18 protein-coding genes are annotated in these 17,478 nt (G+C 76.1%); 13 read left to right on the plus strand and 5 right to left on the minus strand.

What is annotated here, in order from left to right; all coding sequences use genetic code 11:
- The first annotated feature begins 53 nt into the window (after positions 1 to 53).
- The 9 genes from ACI796_RS10265 (at position 54) to gcvP (ending at position 8,852) form a co-directional block, all read left to right on the plus strand.
- Positions 54 to 926 (plus strand): DUF881 domain-containing protein, encoded by an 873-nt coding sequence (locus tag ACI796_RS10265; RefSeq protein WP_456941126.1) that lies wholly within the window; start codon positions 54 to 56, stop codon positions 924 to 926.
- A 3-nt stretch (positions 927 to 929) separates the two neighbouring features.
- On the plus strand, positions 930 to 1,262 hold the full coding sequence (locus tag ACI796_RS10270) for a small basic family protein (RefSeq protein WP_387988172.1): 333 nt from the start codon (positions 930 to 932) through the stop codon (positions 1,260 to 1,262).
- Positions 1,259 to 2,275 carry a DUF881 domain-containing protein gene (locus ACI796_RS10275; RefSeq protein ID WP_456941127.1) on the plus strand — a complete coding sequence of 339 codons (1,017 nt, stop codon included), beginning with the start codon at positions 1,259 to 1,261 and terminating at the stop codon, positions 2,273 to 2,275. The genes ACI796_RS10270 and ACI796_RS10275 overlap by 4 nt, the downstream gene beginning before the upstream one ends.
- 55 nt (positions 2,276 to 2,330) lie before the next feature.
- A complete protein-coding gene (gene gcvH / locus ACI796_RS10280; RefSeq protein ID WP_387988174.1) occupies positions 2,331 to 2,735 on the plus strand; it encodes a glycine cleavage system protein GcvH in 405 nt (134 codons plus the stop codon).
- Between the two features lie 264 nt (positions 2,736 to 2,999).
- A complete protein-coding gene (gene odhI, locus ACI796_RS10285; protein ID WP_456941128.1) occupies positions 3,000 to 3,518 on the plus strand; it encodes an oxoglutarate dehydrogenase inhibitor Odhl in 519 nt (172 codons plus the stop codon).
- 18 nt (positions 3,519 to 3,536) lie between these two features.
- On the plus strand, positions 3,537 to 4,274 hold the full coding sequence (gene ftsR / locus ACI796_RS10290; protein WP_456941129.1) for a transcriptional regulator FtsR: 738 nt from the start codon (positions 3,537 to 3,539) through the stop codon (positions 4,272 to 4,274).
- A 91-nt stretch (positions 4,275 to 4,365) separates the two neighbouring features.
- Positions 4,366 to 4,851: a bifunctional nuclease family protein gene (locus ACI796_RS10295; RefSeq protein ID WP_456941130.1), complete on the plus strand. Its 486-nt coding sequence runs from the start codon at positions 4,366 to 4,368 to the stop codon at positions 4,849 to 4,851.
- Between the two features lie 303 nt (positions 4,852 to 5,154).
- Entirely contained in the window at positions 5,155 to 5,730 is a 576-nt protein-coding gene (locus tag ACI796_RS10300; RefSeq protein WP_456941131.1) for a MerR family transcriptional regulator, read from the plus strand.
- A 134-nt stretch (positions 5,731 to 5,864) separates the two neighbouring features.
- Positions 5,865 to 8,852, plus strand: coding sequence for an aminomethyl-transferring glycine dehydrogenase (gene gcvP / locus ACI796_RS10305; RefSeq protein WP_456941132.1), 2,988 nt, complete (start codon positions 5,865 to 5,867; stop codon positions 8,850 to 8,852).
- A 72-nt stretch (positions 8,853 to 8,924) separates the two neighbouring features.
- On the opposite strand, the gene ACI796_RS10310 is transcribed toward gcvP, so the two are convergent.
- Entirely contained in the window at positions 8,925 to 9,563 is a 639-nt protein-coding gene (locus ACI796_RS10310) for a DUF5701 family protein (protein ID WP_456941133.1), read from the minus strand.
- A gap of 112 nt (positions 9,564 to 9,675) precedes the next feature.
- Between ACI796_RS10310 and ACI796_RS10315 the strand changes: the two genes are divergently transcribed.
- Positions 9,676 to 10,506, plus strand: a complete 831-nt coding sequence (locus ACI796_RS10315; RefSeq protein ID WP_456941134.1) for a hypothetical protein — start codon at positions 9,676 to 9,678, stop codon at positions 10,504 to 10,506.
- Positions 10,507 to 10,522: 16 nt separating this feature from the next.
- On the opposite strand, the gene ACI796_RS10320 is transcribed toward ACI796_RS10315, so the two are convergent.
- Together ACI796_RS10320 and coaA are read right to left on the minus strand one after the other, a co-directional pair.
- Positions 10,523 to 10,726: a DUF5999 family protein gene (locus tag ACI796_RS10320; protein ID WP_456941135.1), complete on the minus strand. Its 204-nt coding sequence runs from the start codon at positions 10,724 to 10,726 to the stop codon at positions 10,523 to 10,525.
- A 274-nt stretch (positions 10,727 to 11,000) separates the two neighbouring features.
- Positions 11,001 to 11,963, minus strand: coding sequence for a type I pantothenate kinase (coaA, locus tag ACI796_RS10325; protein ID WP_456941136.1), 963 nt, complete (start codon positions 11,961 to 11,963; stop codon positions 11,001 to 11,003).
- Positions 11,964 to 12,077: 114 nt separating this feature from the next.
- Between coaA and ACI796_RS10330 the strand changes: the two genes are divergently transcribed.
- On the plus strand, positions 12,078 to 12,881 hold the full coding sequence (locus tag ACI796_RS10330) for a GNAT family N-acetyltransferase (RefSeq protein WP_456941137.1): 804 nt from the start codon (positions 12,078 to 12,080) through the stop codon (positions 12,879 to 12,881).
- Between the two features lie 64 nt (positions 12,882 to 12,945).
- Here the strand turns inward: ACI796_RS10330 and ACI796_RS10335 are convergent, their stop codons facing one another.
- Positions 12,946 to 13,491, minus strand: a complete 546-nt coding sequence (locus tag ACI796_RS10335) for a YbhB/YbcL family Raf kinase inhibitor-like protein (protein ID WP_456941138.1) — start codon at positions 13,489 to 13,491, stop codon at positions 12,946 to 12,948.
- A 169-nt stretch (positions 13,492 to 13,660) separates the two neighbouring features.
- Here ACI796_RS10335 and ACI796_RS10340 point away from each other — a divergent pair, with 169 nt between their 5' ends.
- Together ACI796_RS10340 and ACI796_RS10345 are read left to right on the plus strand one after the other, a co-directional pair.
- Entirely contained in the window at positions 13,661 to 14,392 is a 732-nt protein-coding gene (locus tag ACI796_RS10340) for an HAD family hydrolase (RefSeq protein ID WP_456941139.1), read from the plus strand.
- Positions 14,389 to 16,761, plus strand: coding sequence for a glycoside hydrolase family 65 protein (locus ACI796_RS10345; RefSeq protein ID WP_456941140.1), 2,373 nt, complete (start codon positions 14,389 to 14,391; stop codon positions 16,759 to 16,761). The genes ACI796_RS10340 and ACI796_RS10345 overlap by 4 nt, the downstream gene beginning before the upstream one ends.
- A gap of 6 nt (positions 16,762 to 16,767) precedes the next feature.
- Here the strand turns inward: ACI796_RS10345 and ACI796_RS10350 are convergent, their stop codons facing one another.
- A complete protein-coding gene (locus tag ACI796_RS10350; RefSeq protein ID WP_456941141.1) occupies positions 16,768 to 17,469 on the minus strand; it encodes a M50 family metallopeptidase in 702 nt (233 codons plus the stop codon).
- Positions 17,470 to 17,478: the final 9 nt, after the last annotated feature.

The following is a 17,478-nucleotide window of genomic DNA, read 5'->3' on the forward strand; positions in this document are numbered from 1 at the left end:
CCGCCCGACCGACTCCCCGGCCCGCCCCGCCGGTCCGCGGCGGGATGCGCTCCATGGGCGCCTCGCTGCTGGACCAGGTGCTCGCCGAGACCCTCGACCCCGCCTACGCCCGCGCCGCCGCGGCCCGCGCCGCCCGTCCCGCCGACGCCCCGCCGGCCCGCCGCCGGCTCGGCGCGCTGGCGGTCGCGGTGACCATGGCGCTGGCCGGGCTGCTGTTCTCCGTCACCTACCACCAGGCCGCCGCCGGAGCCGCCGGGCAGGACGAGGTCCGCGCCCGGCTGGTGGAGGAGATCGGCGCCCAGTCCGCCAGCACCGACGACCTCGCCGCCGAGCTGGAGGACCTGCGCGGGCAGGTCGCCGACGCCCGCGACGACGCCCTGGCCGCCAGCACCGTCGGCCAGCGGGCCATCGACGCCCTCGACGCCGCCGAGCTCGCCGCGGGCCTCGACGCGGTCACCGGCCCCGGCCTGCTGGTCACCCTGGCCGACGCCGAGCCCGACGCCGACGCCGACCCGGTCGGCGGCGCCGAGGACGACGGCAGCGGCGACGTCCGCGACGGCGACCTGCAGCTGGTGGTCAACGCGCTGTGGTCCGCGGGCGCCGAGGCCGTGTCGATCAACGACCAGCGGCTGGGTCCCACGACCGCGATCCGCTTCGCCGGGGAAGCGGTCCTCGTGGACTTCCGCCCGGTCACCAACCCCTACCGCGTCAGCGCCGTCGGGGACCCGGACGAGCTCCGGGCCCGGTTCCTGGCCAGTCCCGAGGTCAACGCCCTGGCGGTCATCTCGGAGACCTACGGCCTGCGTTTCGAGTTCGCCCAGGAGGACGAGCTGTCCGTTCCCGCCGGGGGAGTCCCCGAGCTGCGTTCCGCCAAGCCCTTCGCCGGCCAGCCGGCCGAGGCCGCCGCCGGCGGCACGGGGGACTGAGCGGTGATCCCCGTCATCGGCCTGGCCGTCGGCATCGCGCTCGGCCTCGTCCTCGACCCCACCGTCCCGCTGTGGCTGCAGCCCTACCTGCCGATCGCGGTGGTCGCCGCGCTCGACGCGGTCTTCGGCGGCGCCCGCGCCCGCCTCGACGGGATCTTCGACGCCAAGGTGTTCGTCATCTCGTTCGTGTCGAACGTCGTCGTCGCCGGGCTGATCGTGTTCCTCGGCGACCAGCTCGGCGTCGGCGCGCAGCTGTCCACGGCGGTGGTCGTCGTCCTCGGCATCCGCATCTTCGGCAACGCCGCGGCCATCCGCCGGCACCTGTTCCGGGCATGAGCGGCACCCCGCGTCCCGCCGGGGACGACCCGCGGCTCCCCGGCCCGGCCGACGCCGGGCCGGAGGTCACCGACGCCGGACCCGCCGAGGCCCGCGCCGCCGGGACCGCCCCGGCCGACGACACCCCCGAGCCGGTGGACGACGACGCTCCCGCCCCGGCCGACGACGCTCCCGCCGCGGCCGACGGCGCTCCCGCGCCCGCCGGCGAGACCCCCGAGCCGGCCGGGGACGCTCCCGCGCCGGCCGGGGACGAGGAGCCTGCTGCGGCCCCGCCGGCCGGGGAGGACGCCCCCGCCCCCGAGCCGGCCCCGGCCGCCCCGCGGCGCCGGCGGCAGCGGCTGGTCGCCGCCTCGCTCATCGGCGTCCTCACCCTGCTGCTCGGCTTCGCGATCGCGGTCCAGGTGCGCAGCACCGACACCGGCCAGGCCCTGGAGGGCGCCCGCGAGGAGGAGCTCGTCGCGATCCTCGACGACCTCGACCTCGAGGAGGAGCGGCTGCGCGCCCAGATCGCCGACCAGCGCAGCGCGCTGCGCGAGCTGTCCGACACCGACAGCCGCTCGGCCGCCGCCCTCGAGGACGCCAACGAGCGCGCCGACGCCCTGGCCATCCTCAACGGCACCGTCGCCGCCGAGGGGCCGGGCCTGGTCATGACCATCCGCGACCCCGAGGGGCAGGTGCGGGTGGCCGACCTCCTCGACGCCGTCCAGGAGCTGCGCGGCGCGGGCGCGGAGACCATGCAGATCGACGGCGTGCGGATCGGCGTCTCCACCGCCGTCACCGGCGTCCCGGGCGCCCTGCAGGTCGACGGGCGGGCGGTGAGCGCTCCCTACGAGGTCGTCGTCATCGGCTCCCCGCAGGACCTGCAGACGGCGATGAGCATCCCCGGCGGCGTCGTCGACCGGGTCGGCCGGCAGGGCGGCAGCGTCGACATCGAGCAGCGTGACCGGGTCGTGGTGGACGCGTTGCGGCCGCTCGACGAGCCTCAATACGCTCAGCCCGACGCCGGCGACTGACCGCGGTCCCGCGGGCCGCCGGACCACCCCCACGACTCCCGGGAGACGACACCGCATGAGCACGCCCGACGACCGCCGCTACACCGACCAGCACGAGTGGGCGCTCGTGCAGGGCAGCGGGGAGGCGGGCACGGTCGTCCGGGTCGGCATCACCGACCACGCGCAGGACGCGCTCGGCGACATCGTGTTCGTGCAGCTGCCCGAGGTGGGGGAGGAGGTCGGCCCCGGCAACCCGATCGGCGAGGTGGAGTCGACCAAGTCGGTGTCCGACGTCTACTCGCCCGTGGCTGGGACCGTCTCGGCGGTCAACGAGGCCCTCGGCGACGCCCCGGAGACCATCAACGCCGACCCCTACGGCACCGGCTGGCTGGTCGAGATCACCGTGGCCGGCGACGGCGGCGACCCCACCGCCGACCTGCTCGACGCGGCCGCCTACCAGGCGCTGGTCGACGCGTCCTGACCACCCCCCGGGCCGCCCGGACGCCCGGGGACGATCACTATGCTGCCCTCGGGAACGGGCCCTCGACGGCCCCGTGGGACAGCTGTGACGCCGCCCCGGCGTCCGGTTGACCCCCGGGACCACCGCTGGTTCCATGACCAACGGCCCGCCGTGCCCCGCACGGCGGCCGACCCGCGACGACACCGTCCGGTGCCGTCGTCCGCCGGCCGCCCGCGGCAGGACCCCACGCCCGCGGCGGTGCCCCCTGCACCGGAGGAGACAGACGTGCACTGCACTCGTTGTGGCCACGACAACCCCGAGGGCAGTCGCTTCTGCGCGCAGTGCGGCGCCGCCCTCTCCCAGGAGCGCGTCGGGGAGTCGACGAGCGTCATCCCCAAGGTCGGCGGCGAGGACACCGGCGACGTCCCCGAGGCCGTCGAGCCCTCGGCCGACGCGCACGCCGGGGCGGTCGAGTCGCTGCCCGCCGGGTCCGCCCTGCTCGTGGTCAAGCGCGGCCCGAACGCCGGCAGCCGCTTCCTGCTCGACCAGGACGTCACCACCGCCGGCCGGCACCCCGACAGCGACATCTTCCTCGACGACGTGACCGTCAGCCGCCGGCACGTGGAGTTCCACCGCGAGGGCGGCGGCTTCTCGGTGCACGACGTCGGCAGCCTCAACGGCACCTACGTCAACCGGGAGCCGGTCGACGTCGCGACCCTGTCCGGCGGTGACGAGGTGCAGATCGGCAAGTTCCGCCTCGTCTACCTGACCGGCCCGCGCACCGGCGAGCCCGCCGCCCGCTGACAGCGGGGCGCTGATCCCTTGCGTTCTGCGCCCGCCGGCGCGTCCGGGGACGGCGCGCCCGACGCCCGCACCCCCCGCCTGACGATCGGGGCGGTGCTGGGCGCCCTGCGCGACGACTTCCCCGACGTGACCATCAGCAAGATCCGGTTCCTCGAGGCCGAGGGCCTGGTCTCCCCGGAGCGGACGCCGTCGGGGTACCGGAAGTTCTCCCGGGCCGACGTCGACCGGCTGCGCTACGTGCTCACCGCCCAGCGGGACCACTACCTCCCGCTGCGGGTCATCAAGGAGCACCTGGACGCGCTCGACCGCGGCGAGCCGGTGCCGGACCCGGCCGCCCCGGCCGTGCCCGACGAGCTCCGGCCCGACGGGGACCCGCCGGCGGCGTCCGGGCCGATGGCGGCCGCCGCGTTCGCCGCGGCGGCCGGGCTGACGCTGGCCCAGCTGGCCGACCACGTCCAGTTCGGGCTGCTCGTCCCCGACGCCGACGGGCGGCACCCGGCCGGCGACCTGCCGATCGCGCGGGCGGCCGCGGGACTGGCCCGGCACGGCATCGAGCCGCGCCACCTGCGGGTGTTCCGCACCGGCGCGGAGCGGGAGGCGGCGCTGGTCGAGCAGCTGCTCGCGCCGGTCCTGCGCTCCCGCTCGGAGGACGCGCGGGCCCGCGCCACCGAGCAGCTCGCCGAGCTCGCGGCGCTGTCCGCGCAGCTGCACCGGGCGCTGCTGGAGGCGCGACTGCGCGACCTGTTGCGCCCGTGAGTCCGGCGTACGGTGGACCCAGCCGCCGGACCGGCCGTCCGTCACCGCGCACCGGCGCCCACCCGTACCGCCGCAGCTGAGGAGCAACACCGTGCAGGAACTCAGAGTCGTCGGGGTCCGGGTCGAGCTGCCCGGCAACCAGCCGATCCTGCTGCTGAAGGAGACGCAGGGGGAGCGGTACCTGCCGATCTGGATCGGCGCGGTCGAGGCCGCCGCCATCGCGTTCGAGCAGCAGGGCGTGCGGCCGGCGCGGCCGATGACCCACGACCTGCTCCGCGAGGTCGTGCGCACCCTCGGCGCCACCCTCGAGGCGGTCAACATCACCGAGATGCGCGACGGCATCTACATCGCCGAGCTGGACTTCGGCGACGACCGGGTGGTCAGCGCCCGCCCCTCGGACGCCGTCGCCCTGGCCGTGCGCACCGGCGCCCCCATCTTCGGCGCCGAGGAACTGCTCGACGAGGTCGGGATCGAGATCCCCGACGAGCAGGAGGACGAGGTCGAGAAGTTCCGCGAGTTCCTCGACCAGATCTCGCCCGAGGACTTCGGCGCCGGCTCCGGCTCCGGCGGCGCCTGACACCCGGCGCGGCGCGGGACGCCGGCTCCGGCCGCGGCGTCCCGCTGCTGCGCGTGCACGCACGGGGCGGGTGGGACCCCGGAGGTCACCCTCGTCACACCAGTCACAGAACCCTGGAGTCCGGCGCGGACGTGCCGATACCACTCTGATGGGGTGAGTGGGGCGACACGCCGCCCGCGTCAGTTGACCGCCCTGGGGGCCCGGCTTACGGTCGCGGACAACACCGGTGTGACCCGTGGGGAAGCGGGAGCACTCCGGGACGCTCCGCCGCGCCCGTGGCGGGACTCGAAGGAGGACGCTGACGTGAGCGACCAGAGCGAGGGCTCCCAGGGTCAGCTCTTCAGCGACGCCGCCGTGGGGGCGACGGACTACGACGAGGTCGACACCGACCTCGTCGGGTACCGCGGCCCGACGGCGTGTGCCGCCGCCGGGATCACCTACCGCCAGCTGGACTACTGGGCCCGTACCGGTCTGGTCGCCCCCTCGGTGCGCAGCGCCACCGGCTCGGGGACACAGCGGCTGTACTCGTTCCGCGACATCCTGGTGCTGAAGGTGGTCAAGCGGCTGCTCGACACGGGGGTGTCGCTGCAGAACATCCGCAAGGCCGTCGACCACCTGCGCAACCGCGGGATCAAGGACCTCGCCAACGTCACGCTGTTCTCCGACGGGGCGACGGTCTACGAGTGCACCTCGGCCGAGGAGGTCGTCGACCTGCTCGCCGGCGGCCAGGGCGTCTTCGGCATCGCGGTGTCCGGCGCGCTGCGCGAGCTGTCCGGTGAGCTGGCCGAGCTGCCCGCCGAGCGGCTGGACGGCGCGCCGCTGCACGCCGCCGAGGACGAGCTGTCCCTGCGCCGTCGCCGCCGCGCCCAGACCGCCTAGCGGACCCGTACGTCCGGGAGGGGCGTCCCGCGGGGTGCGGGACGCCCCTCCCGGTGCGTCCGGGCAGGCCGCCCGACCCGCGGCGGTGAGCGGGCCGCCGTTCGCACGCGGAAGGCGCTGGTAGCGTCGTGGCAGTGGCGGACGCTGCTCACTCCCTCCCCTCGTTGCGCTCCCTGAGCCCCGCGGGTTCCTTCGCCGGCCGGCACATCGGCCCCCGGGCGGACGAGACCGCCGCGATGCTCGAGGCCGTCGGCCACGGCTCGCTGCAGTCGCTGGTCGACGCCACCGTCCCCGAGGCGGTGCGCGACCGCGACGAGCTGTCGCTGCCCCCGGCCGCCGACGAGGCCACCGTGCTCGCCGAGCTGCGCGAGCGGGCCGCGGCCAACCAGGTCACCGTCCCGATGATCGGGCTCGGCTACTCCGGCACGGTCACCCCGGCGGTCATCCAGCGCAACGTCCTGGAGAACCCCGCCTGGTACACCGCCTACACGCCCTACCAGCCCGAGATCAGCCAGGGCCGGCTCGAGGCGCTGCTGAACTTCCAGACGATGGTCGCCGACCTCACCGGCCTGCCGGTCGCCGGCGCCTCGATGCTCGACGAGGCCACCGCCGCGGCCGAGGCGATGACGCTGGTCCGCCGCGCCGGGCGCGCCAAGCCGGGCGCGGTGTTCGTCGTCGACGCCGACACGCTGCCGCAGACCCTCGCCGTGCTCCAGACCCGCGCCGAGCCGCTGGGCATCGGGCTGCACGTCGCCGACCTGTCCGCCGGCTGGCCGGCCGACCTGCCCGAGGCCGGCGCGTTCGGCGTGCTGGTGTCCTACCCGGGCGCCAGCGGCGCGGTCCGCGACCACCGGGCGCTCGCCGACGCCGCGCACGCCGCCGGCGCGGCGGTGGTCGTCGCCGCCGACGTCCTGGCGCTCACCCTGCTCGAGGCGCCGGGCGCGTGGGGCGCCGACGTCGCGTGCGGCAGCACCCAGCGCTTCGGCGTCCCGCTGGGCTACGGCGGCCCGCACGCCGGCTACCTGTCGGTGCGCGAGGGCCTGGCCCGGCAGCTGCCCGGCCGGCTGGTCGGGGTGTCGGTCGACGCCGACGGCGACGTCGCCTACCGGCTGGCGCTGCAGACCCGCGAGCAGCACATCCGCCGGGAGAAGGCGACCAGCAACATCTGCACCGCGCAGGTGCTGCTCGCGGTCATGGCCGGCGCCTACGCCGTCTACCACGGGCCCGAGGGGCTGACCGCGATCGCCGCCCGGGTGCACCGCAGCGCGCTGGCGCTGGCCGGGTGGCTGCGCGCCGGCGGCGTCGACGTCGTCCACGACTCCTTCTTCGACACCGTGCAGGCGCGCGTGCCCGGCCGGGCCGCCGAGGTGGTCGCCGCGGCCGCCGGGCGCGGGGTGGACCTGCGGCTGGTCGACGCCGACACCGTGGCCGTCGCCTGCGACGAGACGACGACGCCGGCGGTGCTGCGGCTGGTGGCGGAGGCCTTCGGCGTCGCCGCGGACGAGTCCGCGCTGGACGACGACGGCCCGGACGCGCTGCCCGCCGCCCTGCGCCGGCGTACCCCGTTCCTCACCCACCCGGTCTTCTCCGCGCACCGCTCGGAGACGGCGATGATGCGCTACCTGCGCTCGCTGTCGGACAAGGACCTGGCGCTGGACCGCACGATGATCCCGCTGGGCTCGTGCACGATGAAGCTCAACTCCGCCGTCGAGATGGCCGCGGTCACCTGGCCGGAGTTCGCCGGGCTGCACCCCTTCGCCCCGGCCGAGCGGGCCCGCGGCTACCGGCGGCTGATCGACGAGCTGTGCACCTGGCTCGCGGAGATCACCGGCTACGCCGCGGTCAGCGTGCAGCCCAACGCCGGCTCGCAGGGGGAGTTCGCCGGGCTGCTGGCGATCCGCGGCTACCACGCCGCCCGCGGCGAGTCGCACCGCGACGTCTGCCTCATCCCCAGCTCCGCGCACGGCACCAACGCCGCCAGCGCGGTCATGGCCGGGATGCGGGTGGTCGTGGTGGCCTGCGACGAGGCCGGCAACGTCGACGTCGCCGACCTGCGCGCCAAGATCGACCAGCACGCCGAGCGGCTGGCCGCGATCATGATCACCTACCCGTCGACGCACGGGGTGTTCGAGACCGAGGTCCGCGAGATCTGCGCCGCGGTGCACGACGCTGGCGGCCAGGTGTACGTCGACGGCGCCAACCTCAACGCGATGGTGGGCCTGGCCCGGCCGGGCCGCTTCGGCTCCGACGTCAGCCACCTCAACCTCCACAAGACCTTCTGCATCCCGCACGGCGGCGGCGGGCCCGGCGTCGGCCCGATCGGCGTCCGCGAGCACCTGGTGCCGTTCCTGCCGGGGCACCCGCTGGCCGACACCGGCGGCTCCGGCCCGGCCGTGTCGGCCGCGCCGTGGGGATCGGCCGGGATCCTGCCGATCTCCTGGGCGTACCTGCGGCTGATGGGCCCCGACGGGCTGCGGCGGGCCACCGAGCACGCGGTGCTGGGCGCCAACTACCTCGCCACCCGGCTGCGCGAGCACTTCCCGGTGCTCTACACCGGCGCCGGCGGGCTGGTCGCCCACGAGTGCATCCTCGACATCCGGCCGCTGACCCGGGCCACCGGCATCACCAACGACGACATCGCCAAGCGGCTGGTCGACTTCGGCTTCCACGCGCCGACGATGAGCTTCCCGGTGGCCGGCACACTCATGGTCGAGCCCACCGAGAGCGAGGACAAGGCCGAGCTCGACCGGTTCGTCGAGGCGATGGTGACCATCCGCGGCGAGATCGAGAAGGTCGCGACGGGGGAGTACGACGAGGCGGACAACCCGCTGCGCAACGCCCCGCACACGCTCAAGATGCTGGCCGGCGACTGGGACCGGCCGTACCCGCGCAGCGCGGCGGTGTTCCCGGTGCCCTCGCTGGTCACCCGCGGCTACCTGTCGCCGGTGCGCCGGATCGACCAGGCCTTCGGCGACCGCAACCTGGTCTGCTCCTGCCCGTCGCCGGAGGCCTTCGTCGAGCCGGAGCCCGCGCACGCGCCGCAGACGCACGTGCCCGACCGCGGCGAGGGCGCCCCGGACGACCTCGGCACCACCGCCGACGTGGTGGGCGCCCAGGCCTGAGGCGTCCGGGCGGGATCGGCGGTGTGGTCGCCCCCGGGCGCGGGAGGCGACCACACCCCGATCTCGCCCGCGTCAGGACAGCGGGGTGCGGCCGGCGGCGGAGGCGATGCCCAGCCAGGTGTGCCGGTTGCCCGCCCAGCACCAGCCGACCTTCGCCGTGCCCCGGCGCTCACGGCCGTCGCGGCCGGTGCCGTTGCTGATCCACAGCGCCGGGGTGCGGGCGTCCAGCGACCCGTCCGCCCGCCGCAGCCGGGAGCCGACGGTCATCGTGCAGGCGTTGCGCTCGAGCAGGTCCGGGCACTGCAGCAGCCAGGTCAGGCCCTCGGTCACGGTCAGCGGCGTCCGGCCCGTGGCGCGGATCCGGGGCAGCGACTCGTCGGGCGTGCAGTTGCGGTACCCGTCGCCGCGCTCGGGGGCGGACAGGGCGTAGACGCCGGCGGGCGGGGCGGCGTCGTCCAGCGGGGTGAACCGGTCGAGGTCGGTCATGTCCACGACCACGAACACCGGCCGGTCCCGCCAGGACACCAGCTCCACCAGGGCGGTGGCCGGCAGCAGCGACGGCGCGAGGACGAGCAGCCCGTCGTCCGGGACGCCTGCCGCCAGCGCGCGCAGCTCCGCCGCCGACAGGCCCGCGCGCTCGTGGGCGCCGGCGGCGACCAGCCGCTCGGCCTGCTCGGCGGGGGCGGGGAGGGTCAGCAGGGCGGTCGGCACGGGGCACCTCCGGCGACGGGGGACGGACGGCGGACCAACGGCCCGGGGCGTGGTCCGGTTCCGGCCCCCGACCCCTCGACGCCGCTCCCCGGGCAGGTGGACCATCACTCGCATGGCGGTGAGGGCGGGAGCGGCGCGACGGACGGCGTGTGCGGCGGTGCTGGCCTGCGGGGCGGCGCTGCTCGCGGCGTGCGGGGGGACCGGGGAGCAGGTGGCCGAGCCGGGGGACGTGAGCCCGGCGGCGGCCACCGAGGAGGCCCCCGACCCGACCCCCGCCGAGGATCCCGCCACGCCCGAGGAGACGCCGGCTTCCGGTGACCTCGGGGACCGGCTGCTGCCGGCCGAGGCGTTCGGACCGGACGCGTCCGTCGTCCGGCTGGACGGCGACGACCGGGACGGGTGGCACGGCGGCCGGGGCTGGGGCGGCTGGCGGGACCACGACGACGACGACGCTGACGACGGCGAGCACGACGGCCTGCCCGACGGGGTGAGCGTGGAGCCGGCCGCGTGCGCCGACGTGCTGGAGGCGCTGCCGGAGCCCGCCGACGACGCGGCCGACCCCGTGGTCGCGGCCCAGGTCGCCCGCAGCGACGACGTGCGCACCTACCAGGTGGTGGCCGAGTCGCCGGAGCTCGCCGGGCTCACGCTGCCGGTCGACGAATTGCTGGGCGCCTGCTCCTCGGTGACGGTCAGCACCCCCTGGGGCCTCGACGCCACCGTGCGCCTCGCGCGCCTGGACCTGCCCGCGGTCGGCGGCGAGAGCGCCGGCCTGCAGGTCACGGTGGAGGGCTGGGGCGACACGGCCACCAAGCTGGTCGGCGTCGCCGTCGAGGGGTCGCGCGGACTGCTCCTCGCCCAGAGCGCGGGACCCGGGGACACGGCGCCCGACGCCGCGGCCTTCGCCGACCTGTTCGGCGACGCCGGGGCGGCCGCCTTCGACTGAGTCCCCGGGGGACGCGCTACGCGGGAACGAGCCCGGCGGTCCGCCACTGGTGGTGGTCGGCGACGGCGCTGCCGTCGGGGAGCAGCTCGCCGTCGTCGTCGAAGAGGACGACGCCGTTGCACAGCAGGCTCCAGCCCTGCTCCGGGTGGCTGCTCACGACGACCGCGAGGTCACGCGCGTCGGCGCTGGCGTCGGGGCAGGGGGTGGGGTGTACGCACATCAGGAGGACTCCCGGTCGGGCCGGCGGCGGGACAGCCGGCGTCACTGGCGGTGAGTGTCCGATCACCGGACGTCTCGAGTGTGCGCCGGTCCGGGGCCGGTGTCAGGTGACGAACCTCACCACCTGACCCGATCGGGTCGTCAGTCCTCGCCATGGCGACGGCCGCGGGCGGAGGCGGACCATGCGCGCCGCCCGGCGCCCACTCGACCGTTATCCCCAACTCGGCCGCCGCCCCGGCCCGGGAGGGGACGGGCAGCGGTGAGGGGAGGGGGGGTCAGAGCTTGCGCAGCAGCACCCGGCGCACCGAGTGGTCGGCCGCCTTCTGCAGCACCAGCCGGGCACGCGAGCGGGTGGGCGCGATGTTCTGCCGCAGGTTGGGGCCGTTGACCGCGGCCCAGATCGACAGGGCGGTGGTGCGGGCGTCGTCGTCGCTGAGGTCGGCGTAGCGGTGGAAGTAGGCGGAGGTGTCGGCGAAGGCGGTGCGCCGCAGGGCGAGGAACCGCTCGACGTACCACTGCTGGATGTCGGGCTCGGCGGCGTCGACGTAGACGGAGAAGTCGAAGAAGTCCGAGAGGAACACCTCGGGCATCCGCCCGTCGTCGCGGCGGCCGGCCTGCAGCACGTTGAGCCCCTCGAGCACGAGCACGTCGGGCCGGTCGACGACCTGCCGCCGGCCGGGCAGCACGTCGTAGGACTGGTGGGAGTAGACCGGCGCGCTGACCTCGCCGCGGCCGGACTTCACGTCGGCGAGGAAGCGGATGAGCGTGCGCCGGTCGTAGCTCTCGGGGAAGCCCTTGCGGGTCATCAGGCCGCGGGCCTCGAGGACGGCGTTGGGCCACAGGAAGCCGTCGGTGGTGACCAGGTCGACGCGCGGGGAGCCGGGGGCGGCGGCCAGCAGGGTCTGCAGCAGCCGGGCGGTGGTGCTCTTGCCGACGGCGACGCTGCCGGCGACCGCGATGACGTAGGGGACCTTGGCGGTGGTGTCGCCGAGGAACCGGTTGCGCGCCGCCCACAGCCGCTGGCTGGCGGTGACGTGCAGGTTGAGCAGCTCGGCCAGCGGCAGGTAGACGGTCGCGACCTCGTCGAGGTCGATCCGGTCGCCGAGGCTGCGCAGGGCGCGCAGGTCGGCCTCGTCCAGCGGCAGCGTGCGGGTGCCGGCCAGCGACCGCCACGCGTCGCGGTCGAACGCCGCGTAGGGCGAGATCGAGGGGCGGGTCCCGGCCGTCACGGCTCCCATCGTGCCGCCCGGGTCGCCCGGCCCTCGCCGCCGGGGTCACCCGCCGGGGTGGCGGACCGGCCCCGGCGGCCGCGGCCGGGCGCCGGCGCGGGCGCCCGCGTCTAGGGTGCCGGTGTGCCGACGCGTCCCGGGCTGCTCGACCGCGTCGAGCAGTACGCCGCCGCCGCGTCCCTGCCCGACGCCCCGCCGGTCGCCGCCGGCCCGCTCGACGTCCCGATCGGCCCGCCCGCCTGGCCGTTCCCGGCCCGCCCGCGCCCGGGCACCCGCCGGGTGGGCGCCGACGACGTCCGCGCCGCGGTGGCGCTGCAGGAGGAGGCGGGGCTGCCGGCCGCGGTCGAGTGGGTGGTCGAGCGGACGCCGTCGCTGGCCGCCGCCGCCCGCGAGGCGGGGCTGCTGGTCACCGAGTTCCCGCTGCTGGTGGTCGACGAGCCGGTCGAGCTGCTGCTCCCGCACGGGGTGCGCCTGTACCTGGTCGGCGCCGAGGACCCGCGGCTGCCGCACTACCAGCACCTGCTGGAGAGCGGCTTCGCCCCGCACGCGGAGGGCGGCGCGGGCGTGCTGGACGACCCCGGGCCGCCGGACGAGGCGCGCACCGCCGTGCTGCGCGAGCGGGTGGCCACCGGGCGGACCGTGGTGATGGTCGCCGTCGAGGACGGCGAGCCGGTCGCCGTCGGCGCGCACCAGCCGGTCGACGTCGACGGCACCGAGATCAGCGAGGTGGTCGGCGTGGCCAGCTCGCCGCGCCGCCGCGGCCGCGGGGTCGGCGCGGCGCTGGCCTCGGCGCTGGTGGCGCAGGCCCGGGAGACCGCGGACCTGGTGTTCCTCACCGCCGGGGACGACGACGTCGCCCGGGTGTACGAGCGCGTCGGCTTCGCCTGGCTGGGCTCGACCGGGGTGGCCGCCCGCCCGCCGGCCTGAGCCGCCGCGGGGCGCCCGGGGCGGCCCGGGCCCCCGGACCGCGGACGCCCCCGCGGCAGGCCGGTCAGTCCTGGACGTAGACGGGCACCAGGACGGCGCGGGCCAGCGTGTGGCCGAAGAGGTTGAAGCCGTGGAAGGCGGGGCTGGCGTCGTCGGGCACGCCCATGTCCTCGACGTCGAGGGCGTGCACCACGGTGAAGTAGCGGTGCGGGCCGTGGCCGCCGGGGGGCGCGGCGCCGACGTAGCCGGGGAAGCCGGCGTCGTTGCGCAGCTGCCGGGCGCCCGCGGGCAGGCCCGCGCCGTCCCGGCTGCCGGCGCCGGAGGGCAGCTCGGTGACGTCGGCGGGGATGCCGGTGACGACCCAGTGCCAGAAGCCGGAGGCGGTGGGCGCGTCGGGGTCGTAGACGGTGACCGCGAACCCCTTGGTCTCCCCGGGGAAGCCCGACCAGGACAGCTGGGGGGAGGTGTCCTCGCCGCCGGCGCCCATGACGCCGCTGACGCAGCGCATCGGCAGCACCTCGCCGTCGGTGACGTCGGTGCTGGTGACGGTGAAGGACGGGACGGGCGGCAGGAAGTCGTAGGGGCTGGGCGGCTGGGGCCGGTCGGCCATCGGGGTCCTCTCGTCGGGCGGGGGGGCGGCCGGTGCCGTCCCGGCGCCGACCCTAGGCAGCCGGTCCCCGCCGCGCGCCCCGGACGGGACGCCGCCGGTGTCCACCGCGGGATCCCGACCGGGTGATCTCGACGGGTCACCGGGGACGCGCGTGGGTAGCGTCCGCACCGTGCTCGGACTCCCCGACGGCATCCGCGTGTGCCTCTTCGACATGGACGGCGTGCTCACCCGCACCGCCACCGTGCACATGGCCGCGTGGAAGCGGACCTTCGACGAGTTCCTCCGCGGCCGGGAGCCGCAGGCGCCGGAGTTCACCCAGCTCGACTACAACCGCTACGTCGACGGCAAGCCGCGCGCCGACGGCGTCCGCGACTTCCTCGCCAGCCGCGGCATCACGCTGCCCGAGGGCTCCCCGGGCGACCCGCCGGACGCGCTGACCGTGCACGGCGTCGGCCGGCGCAAGAACGAGCTGCTGCTCACCGAGCTCGAGGAGCACGGCGTCGAGGTCTACCCCGGGTCGATGGCCTACCTGCGCGCGGTCAAGGACGCGGGCCTGGGCACCGCGGTGGTCACCGCCTCGGCCAACGGCGAGCAGGTCATCGCCGCGGGCGGGTTCGCCCACCTCATCGACGCCCGCGTCGACGGCGTGCTGACCGCCCGGGAGGGGCTGCGCGGCAAGCCCGCCCCCGACACGTTCCTGGCCGGCGCCCGCGCGCTGGGGGTCGAGCCGTCGGCCGCCGCGGTGTTCGAGGACGCGCTGGCCGGTGTCGCCGCCGGGCGGGCGGGGCACTTCGGGTTCGTCGTCGGCGTGGACCGGGTCGGGCAGGCCGACGGGCTGAAGGAGAACGGCGCCGACGTCGTCGTGACCGACCTCGACCAGCTGCTGGAGGACCGCACGTGACGGAGGGGAGAGCGACCTTCCCGGTCGAGCCGTGGGCGCTGACCGAGATCGGCCTGGACCACTCGTCGCTGGGCGTGCACGAGTCGGTGTTCGCGCTCGCCAACGGGCACATCGGCCTGCGCGGCTCGTTCGAGGAGGGGGAGCCGGTCGTCGTCCCCGGCACCTACCTCAACGGCTTCTTCGAGGAGCGGCCGCTGCCCTACGCCGAGGCCGGCTACGGCTTCCCGGAGCAGGGGCAGACCGTCGTCAACGTGACCGACGGCAAGCTGATCCGGCTGCTGGTCGGCGACACCCCGCTGGACCTGGACTACGGCGAGATCGTCGACCACCGTCGGAGCCTGGACCTGCGCCGCGGCGTGCTGCGCCGGGTCACCGAGTGGCGCTCGCCCAACGGCCGCACGGTGCGGGTGACCAGCACCCGGCTGGTGTCGCTGCGCCGCCGCTCGATCGCCGCGATCGAGTACCAGGTCGAGTGCACCGACGACCGGGGCGACCTCTACATCGCGCTGCAGTCGGACCTGCTGGCCAACGAGCCGGTGGACAGCGGCAGCGAGGGCGACGACCCGCGCGCGGCGGCGGCGCTGCGCCGGCCGCTGGTCAACGAGATCGCCGTGGCCCGCGGCAAGCGCGCGGTCATGGTGCACGCCACCCGGCGCAGCCGGTTGCGGATGGCCGCGGGGATGGACCACGTCGTCGACGTGCCCGACACCGCCACCGAGGACATGGAGGCCGGCGAGGACCTGGCCCGCTACACCCTGGCCGCGCGGCTGCCCGGCCACGGCTCGGGCCTGAAGCTGGTCAAGTTCCTCGCCTACGGCTGGTCGTCGCGGCGGTCGGCGGCGGCGCTGCGCGACCAGGTGGAGGGGGCGCTGGCCACGGCCAAGCTGGCCGGCTTCGCCCGGCTGGCGGACGAGCAGCGGCAGGTCCTCGACGAGTTCTGGGCGGGGGCGGACGTCGAGGTCCAGGGCGACGACGAGCTGCAGCAGGCCGTCCGGGTCGGGGTGTTCCACCTGCTGCAGGCCGGCCTGCGCGCCGAGCGGCAGCCGATCCCGGCCAAGGGGCTGACCGGGCCGGGCTACGACGGGCACACCTTCTGGGACACCGAGACCTACGTCCTGCCGGTGCTCACCTACATCGCCCCGGACGCCGCCCGCGACGCGCTGCACTGGCGGTACTCGACCCTGGACAAGGCGCGGGCGCGGGCGGCCGTGCTCGGCCTGCGCGGCGCGGCCTTCCCGTGGCGGACCATCCGCGGCGAGGAGACCTCCGGGTACTGGCCGGCCGGGACGGCGGCCTTCCACATCAACGCCGACATCGCCGACGCCGTCGTCCGCTACCTGCACGCCACCGGGGACGAGGAGTTCGACCGCGACTTCGGCGCGGAGCTGCTGATCGAGACCGCCCGGCTGTGGGCCTCGCTCGGCCACTTCGACGAGGAGCACGGCTTCCGCATCGACGGGGTCACCGGCCCCGACGAGTACACGGCCGTGGTGGACAACAACGTCTACACGAACCTCATGGCGCAGCGGAACCTGCGCGAGGCGGCCGAGGCGGCCGAGCGGCAACCCGACGTCGCCGGGCGGCTGCAGGTGACCGAGGACGAGGTGGCGACCTGGCGGCGGGCCGCGCGGCTCATGGCCGTGCCCTACGACACCCGGCTGGGCGTGCACATGCAGTCCGACGCGTTCACCCACCACGAGGAGTGGGACTTCGAGAACACGCCGCCGCAGTGCTACCCGCTGCTCCTGCACTACCCGTACTTCGACATCTACCGCAAGCAGGTCATCAAGCAGGCCGACCTGGTGATGGCCCTGCACCTGCGCGGGGACGCGTTCACCTTCGAGGAGAAGGTCGCCGACTTCGCCTACTACGAGGCCCGCACCGTGCGGGACTCCTCGCTGTCGGCGGCGCAGCAGGCCGTGGTGGCCGCCGAGACCGGGCACCTGGAGCTGGCCTACGACTACTGGGCGGAGGCCGCGCTCACCGACCTGCAGAACCTGCACGGCAACTCCGGCCACGGCCTGCACATCGCCTCGATGGCCGGCGGGTGGATGGTCGCCGTCGCCGGGTTCGGCGGCATGCGCGACCACGACGGGCACCTGCTGTTCGCCCCGCGGCTGCCCGAGCGGATCACCCGGCTGCGCTTCCGGCTGGCCTACCAGGGCCGCACGCTGCAGGTCACCGTGACCAAGGAGCAGGCCACCTACCGGCTGCTCGACGGCGACCCGCTCGACGTCCACCACCACGGCCGCCGGGTGACCGTCGACCACGAGGACATGGTGGTCGACATCCCGCCGGCGCCCGACACCGGGAAGGTCACTCAGCCGCACGGCGCCGAGCCGCGGCGGCGCAGCCCGTACTCCTCCTGAGCGGCGTCAGAGCAGCAGCCACCGCACGGCGAGGCCGAGCGCGGCCAGGTCGACCAGCAGGAACACGCCCACCCACAGCAGCGCGGGCAGCCGGGTGAGCCGGGCCAGCTGGTCGGCGTCGGAGTCCGGCGCGGCCCGCCGCCGGCGCGCGCCCTGCAGCTCGAGCACGGTGCGCGGCGCGGCGAGCAGCAGGAACCAGGTGACCGCGGCGGCGACGGCGGCCTGCCCGGCCGGCGGCAGCCACGCGGTGACCGCGGCCAGGGCCGCGCCGGTGACCAGCACCGCCCACAGGCCGTAGAGGTTGCGGATCTGCAGCAGCAGGAGCGCGAGCAGGGCCAGCACCGCCCACAGCACCCCGACGGCGTGCCCGGCCGCCAGCAGCGCCGCGGCGCCCAGCCCGAACAGGCCCGGCCCGACGTAGCCGGCTGCGCAGGTGAGCACCATCCCGGCGCCGGCCGGCCGCCCGCGGGAGACGGTGAGCCCCGAGGTGTCCGAGTGCAGCCGGATGCCGGCCAGCCGGCGGCCGGTGGCCAGTGCGGTCAGGCCGTGCGCGCCCTCGTGGGCGATGGTCACCACGGTGCGCGCCGGCCGCCACAGCGCGGGGGTGGCGACGACGAGCAGCGCGACGACGGCCGCCCCGGTCAGGACGGCGGGCGGGAGCGGCGCCTCGGCCGTCACGCGGGTCCACAGGCGGTCGACGGCGTCCATCCCGGCGAG

Source organism: Geodermatophilus sp. SYSU D00525 (genome assembly GCF_054050475.1).

Coding starts and splice junctions, on each gene's coding strand:
- ACI796_RS10265 (WP_456941126.1), top strand. CDS start 54: ATGGGCGCCTCGCTGCTGGACCAGGTGCTCGCCGAGACCCTCGACCCC.
- ACI796_RS10275 (WP_456941127.1), top strand. CDS start 1,259: ATGAGCGGCACCCCGCGTCCCGCCGGGGACGACCCGCGGCTCCCCGGC.
- gcvH (WP_387988174.1), top strand. CDS start 2,331: ATGAGCACGCCCGACGACCGCCGCTACACCGACCAGCACGAGTGGGCG.
- ACI796_RS10315 (WP_456941134.1), top strand. CDS start 9,676: ATGGCGGTGAGGGCGGGAGCGGCGCGACGGACGGCGTGTGCGGCGGTG.
- ACI796_RS10320 (WP_456941135.1), bottom strand. CDS start 10,726: ATGTGCGTACACCCCACCCCCTGCCCCGACGCCAGCGCCGACGCGCGT.
- coaA (WP_456941136.1), bottom strand. CDS start 11,963: ATGGGAGCCGTGACGGCCGGGACCCGCCCCTCGATCTCGCCCTACGCG.
- ACI796_RS10335 (WP_456941138.1), bottom strand. CDS start 13,491: ATGGCCGACCGGCCCCAGCCGCCCAGCCCCTACGACTTCCTGCCGCCC.
- ACI796_RS10350 (WP_456941141.1), bottom strand. CDS start 17,469: ATGGACGCCGTCGACCGCCTGTGGACCCGCGTGACGGCCGAGGCGCCG.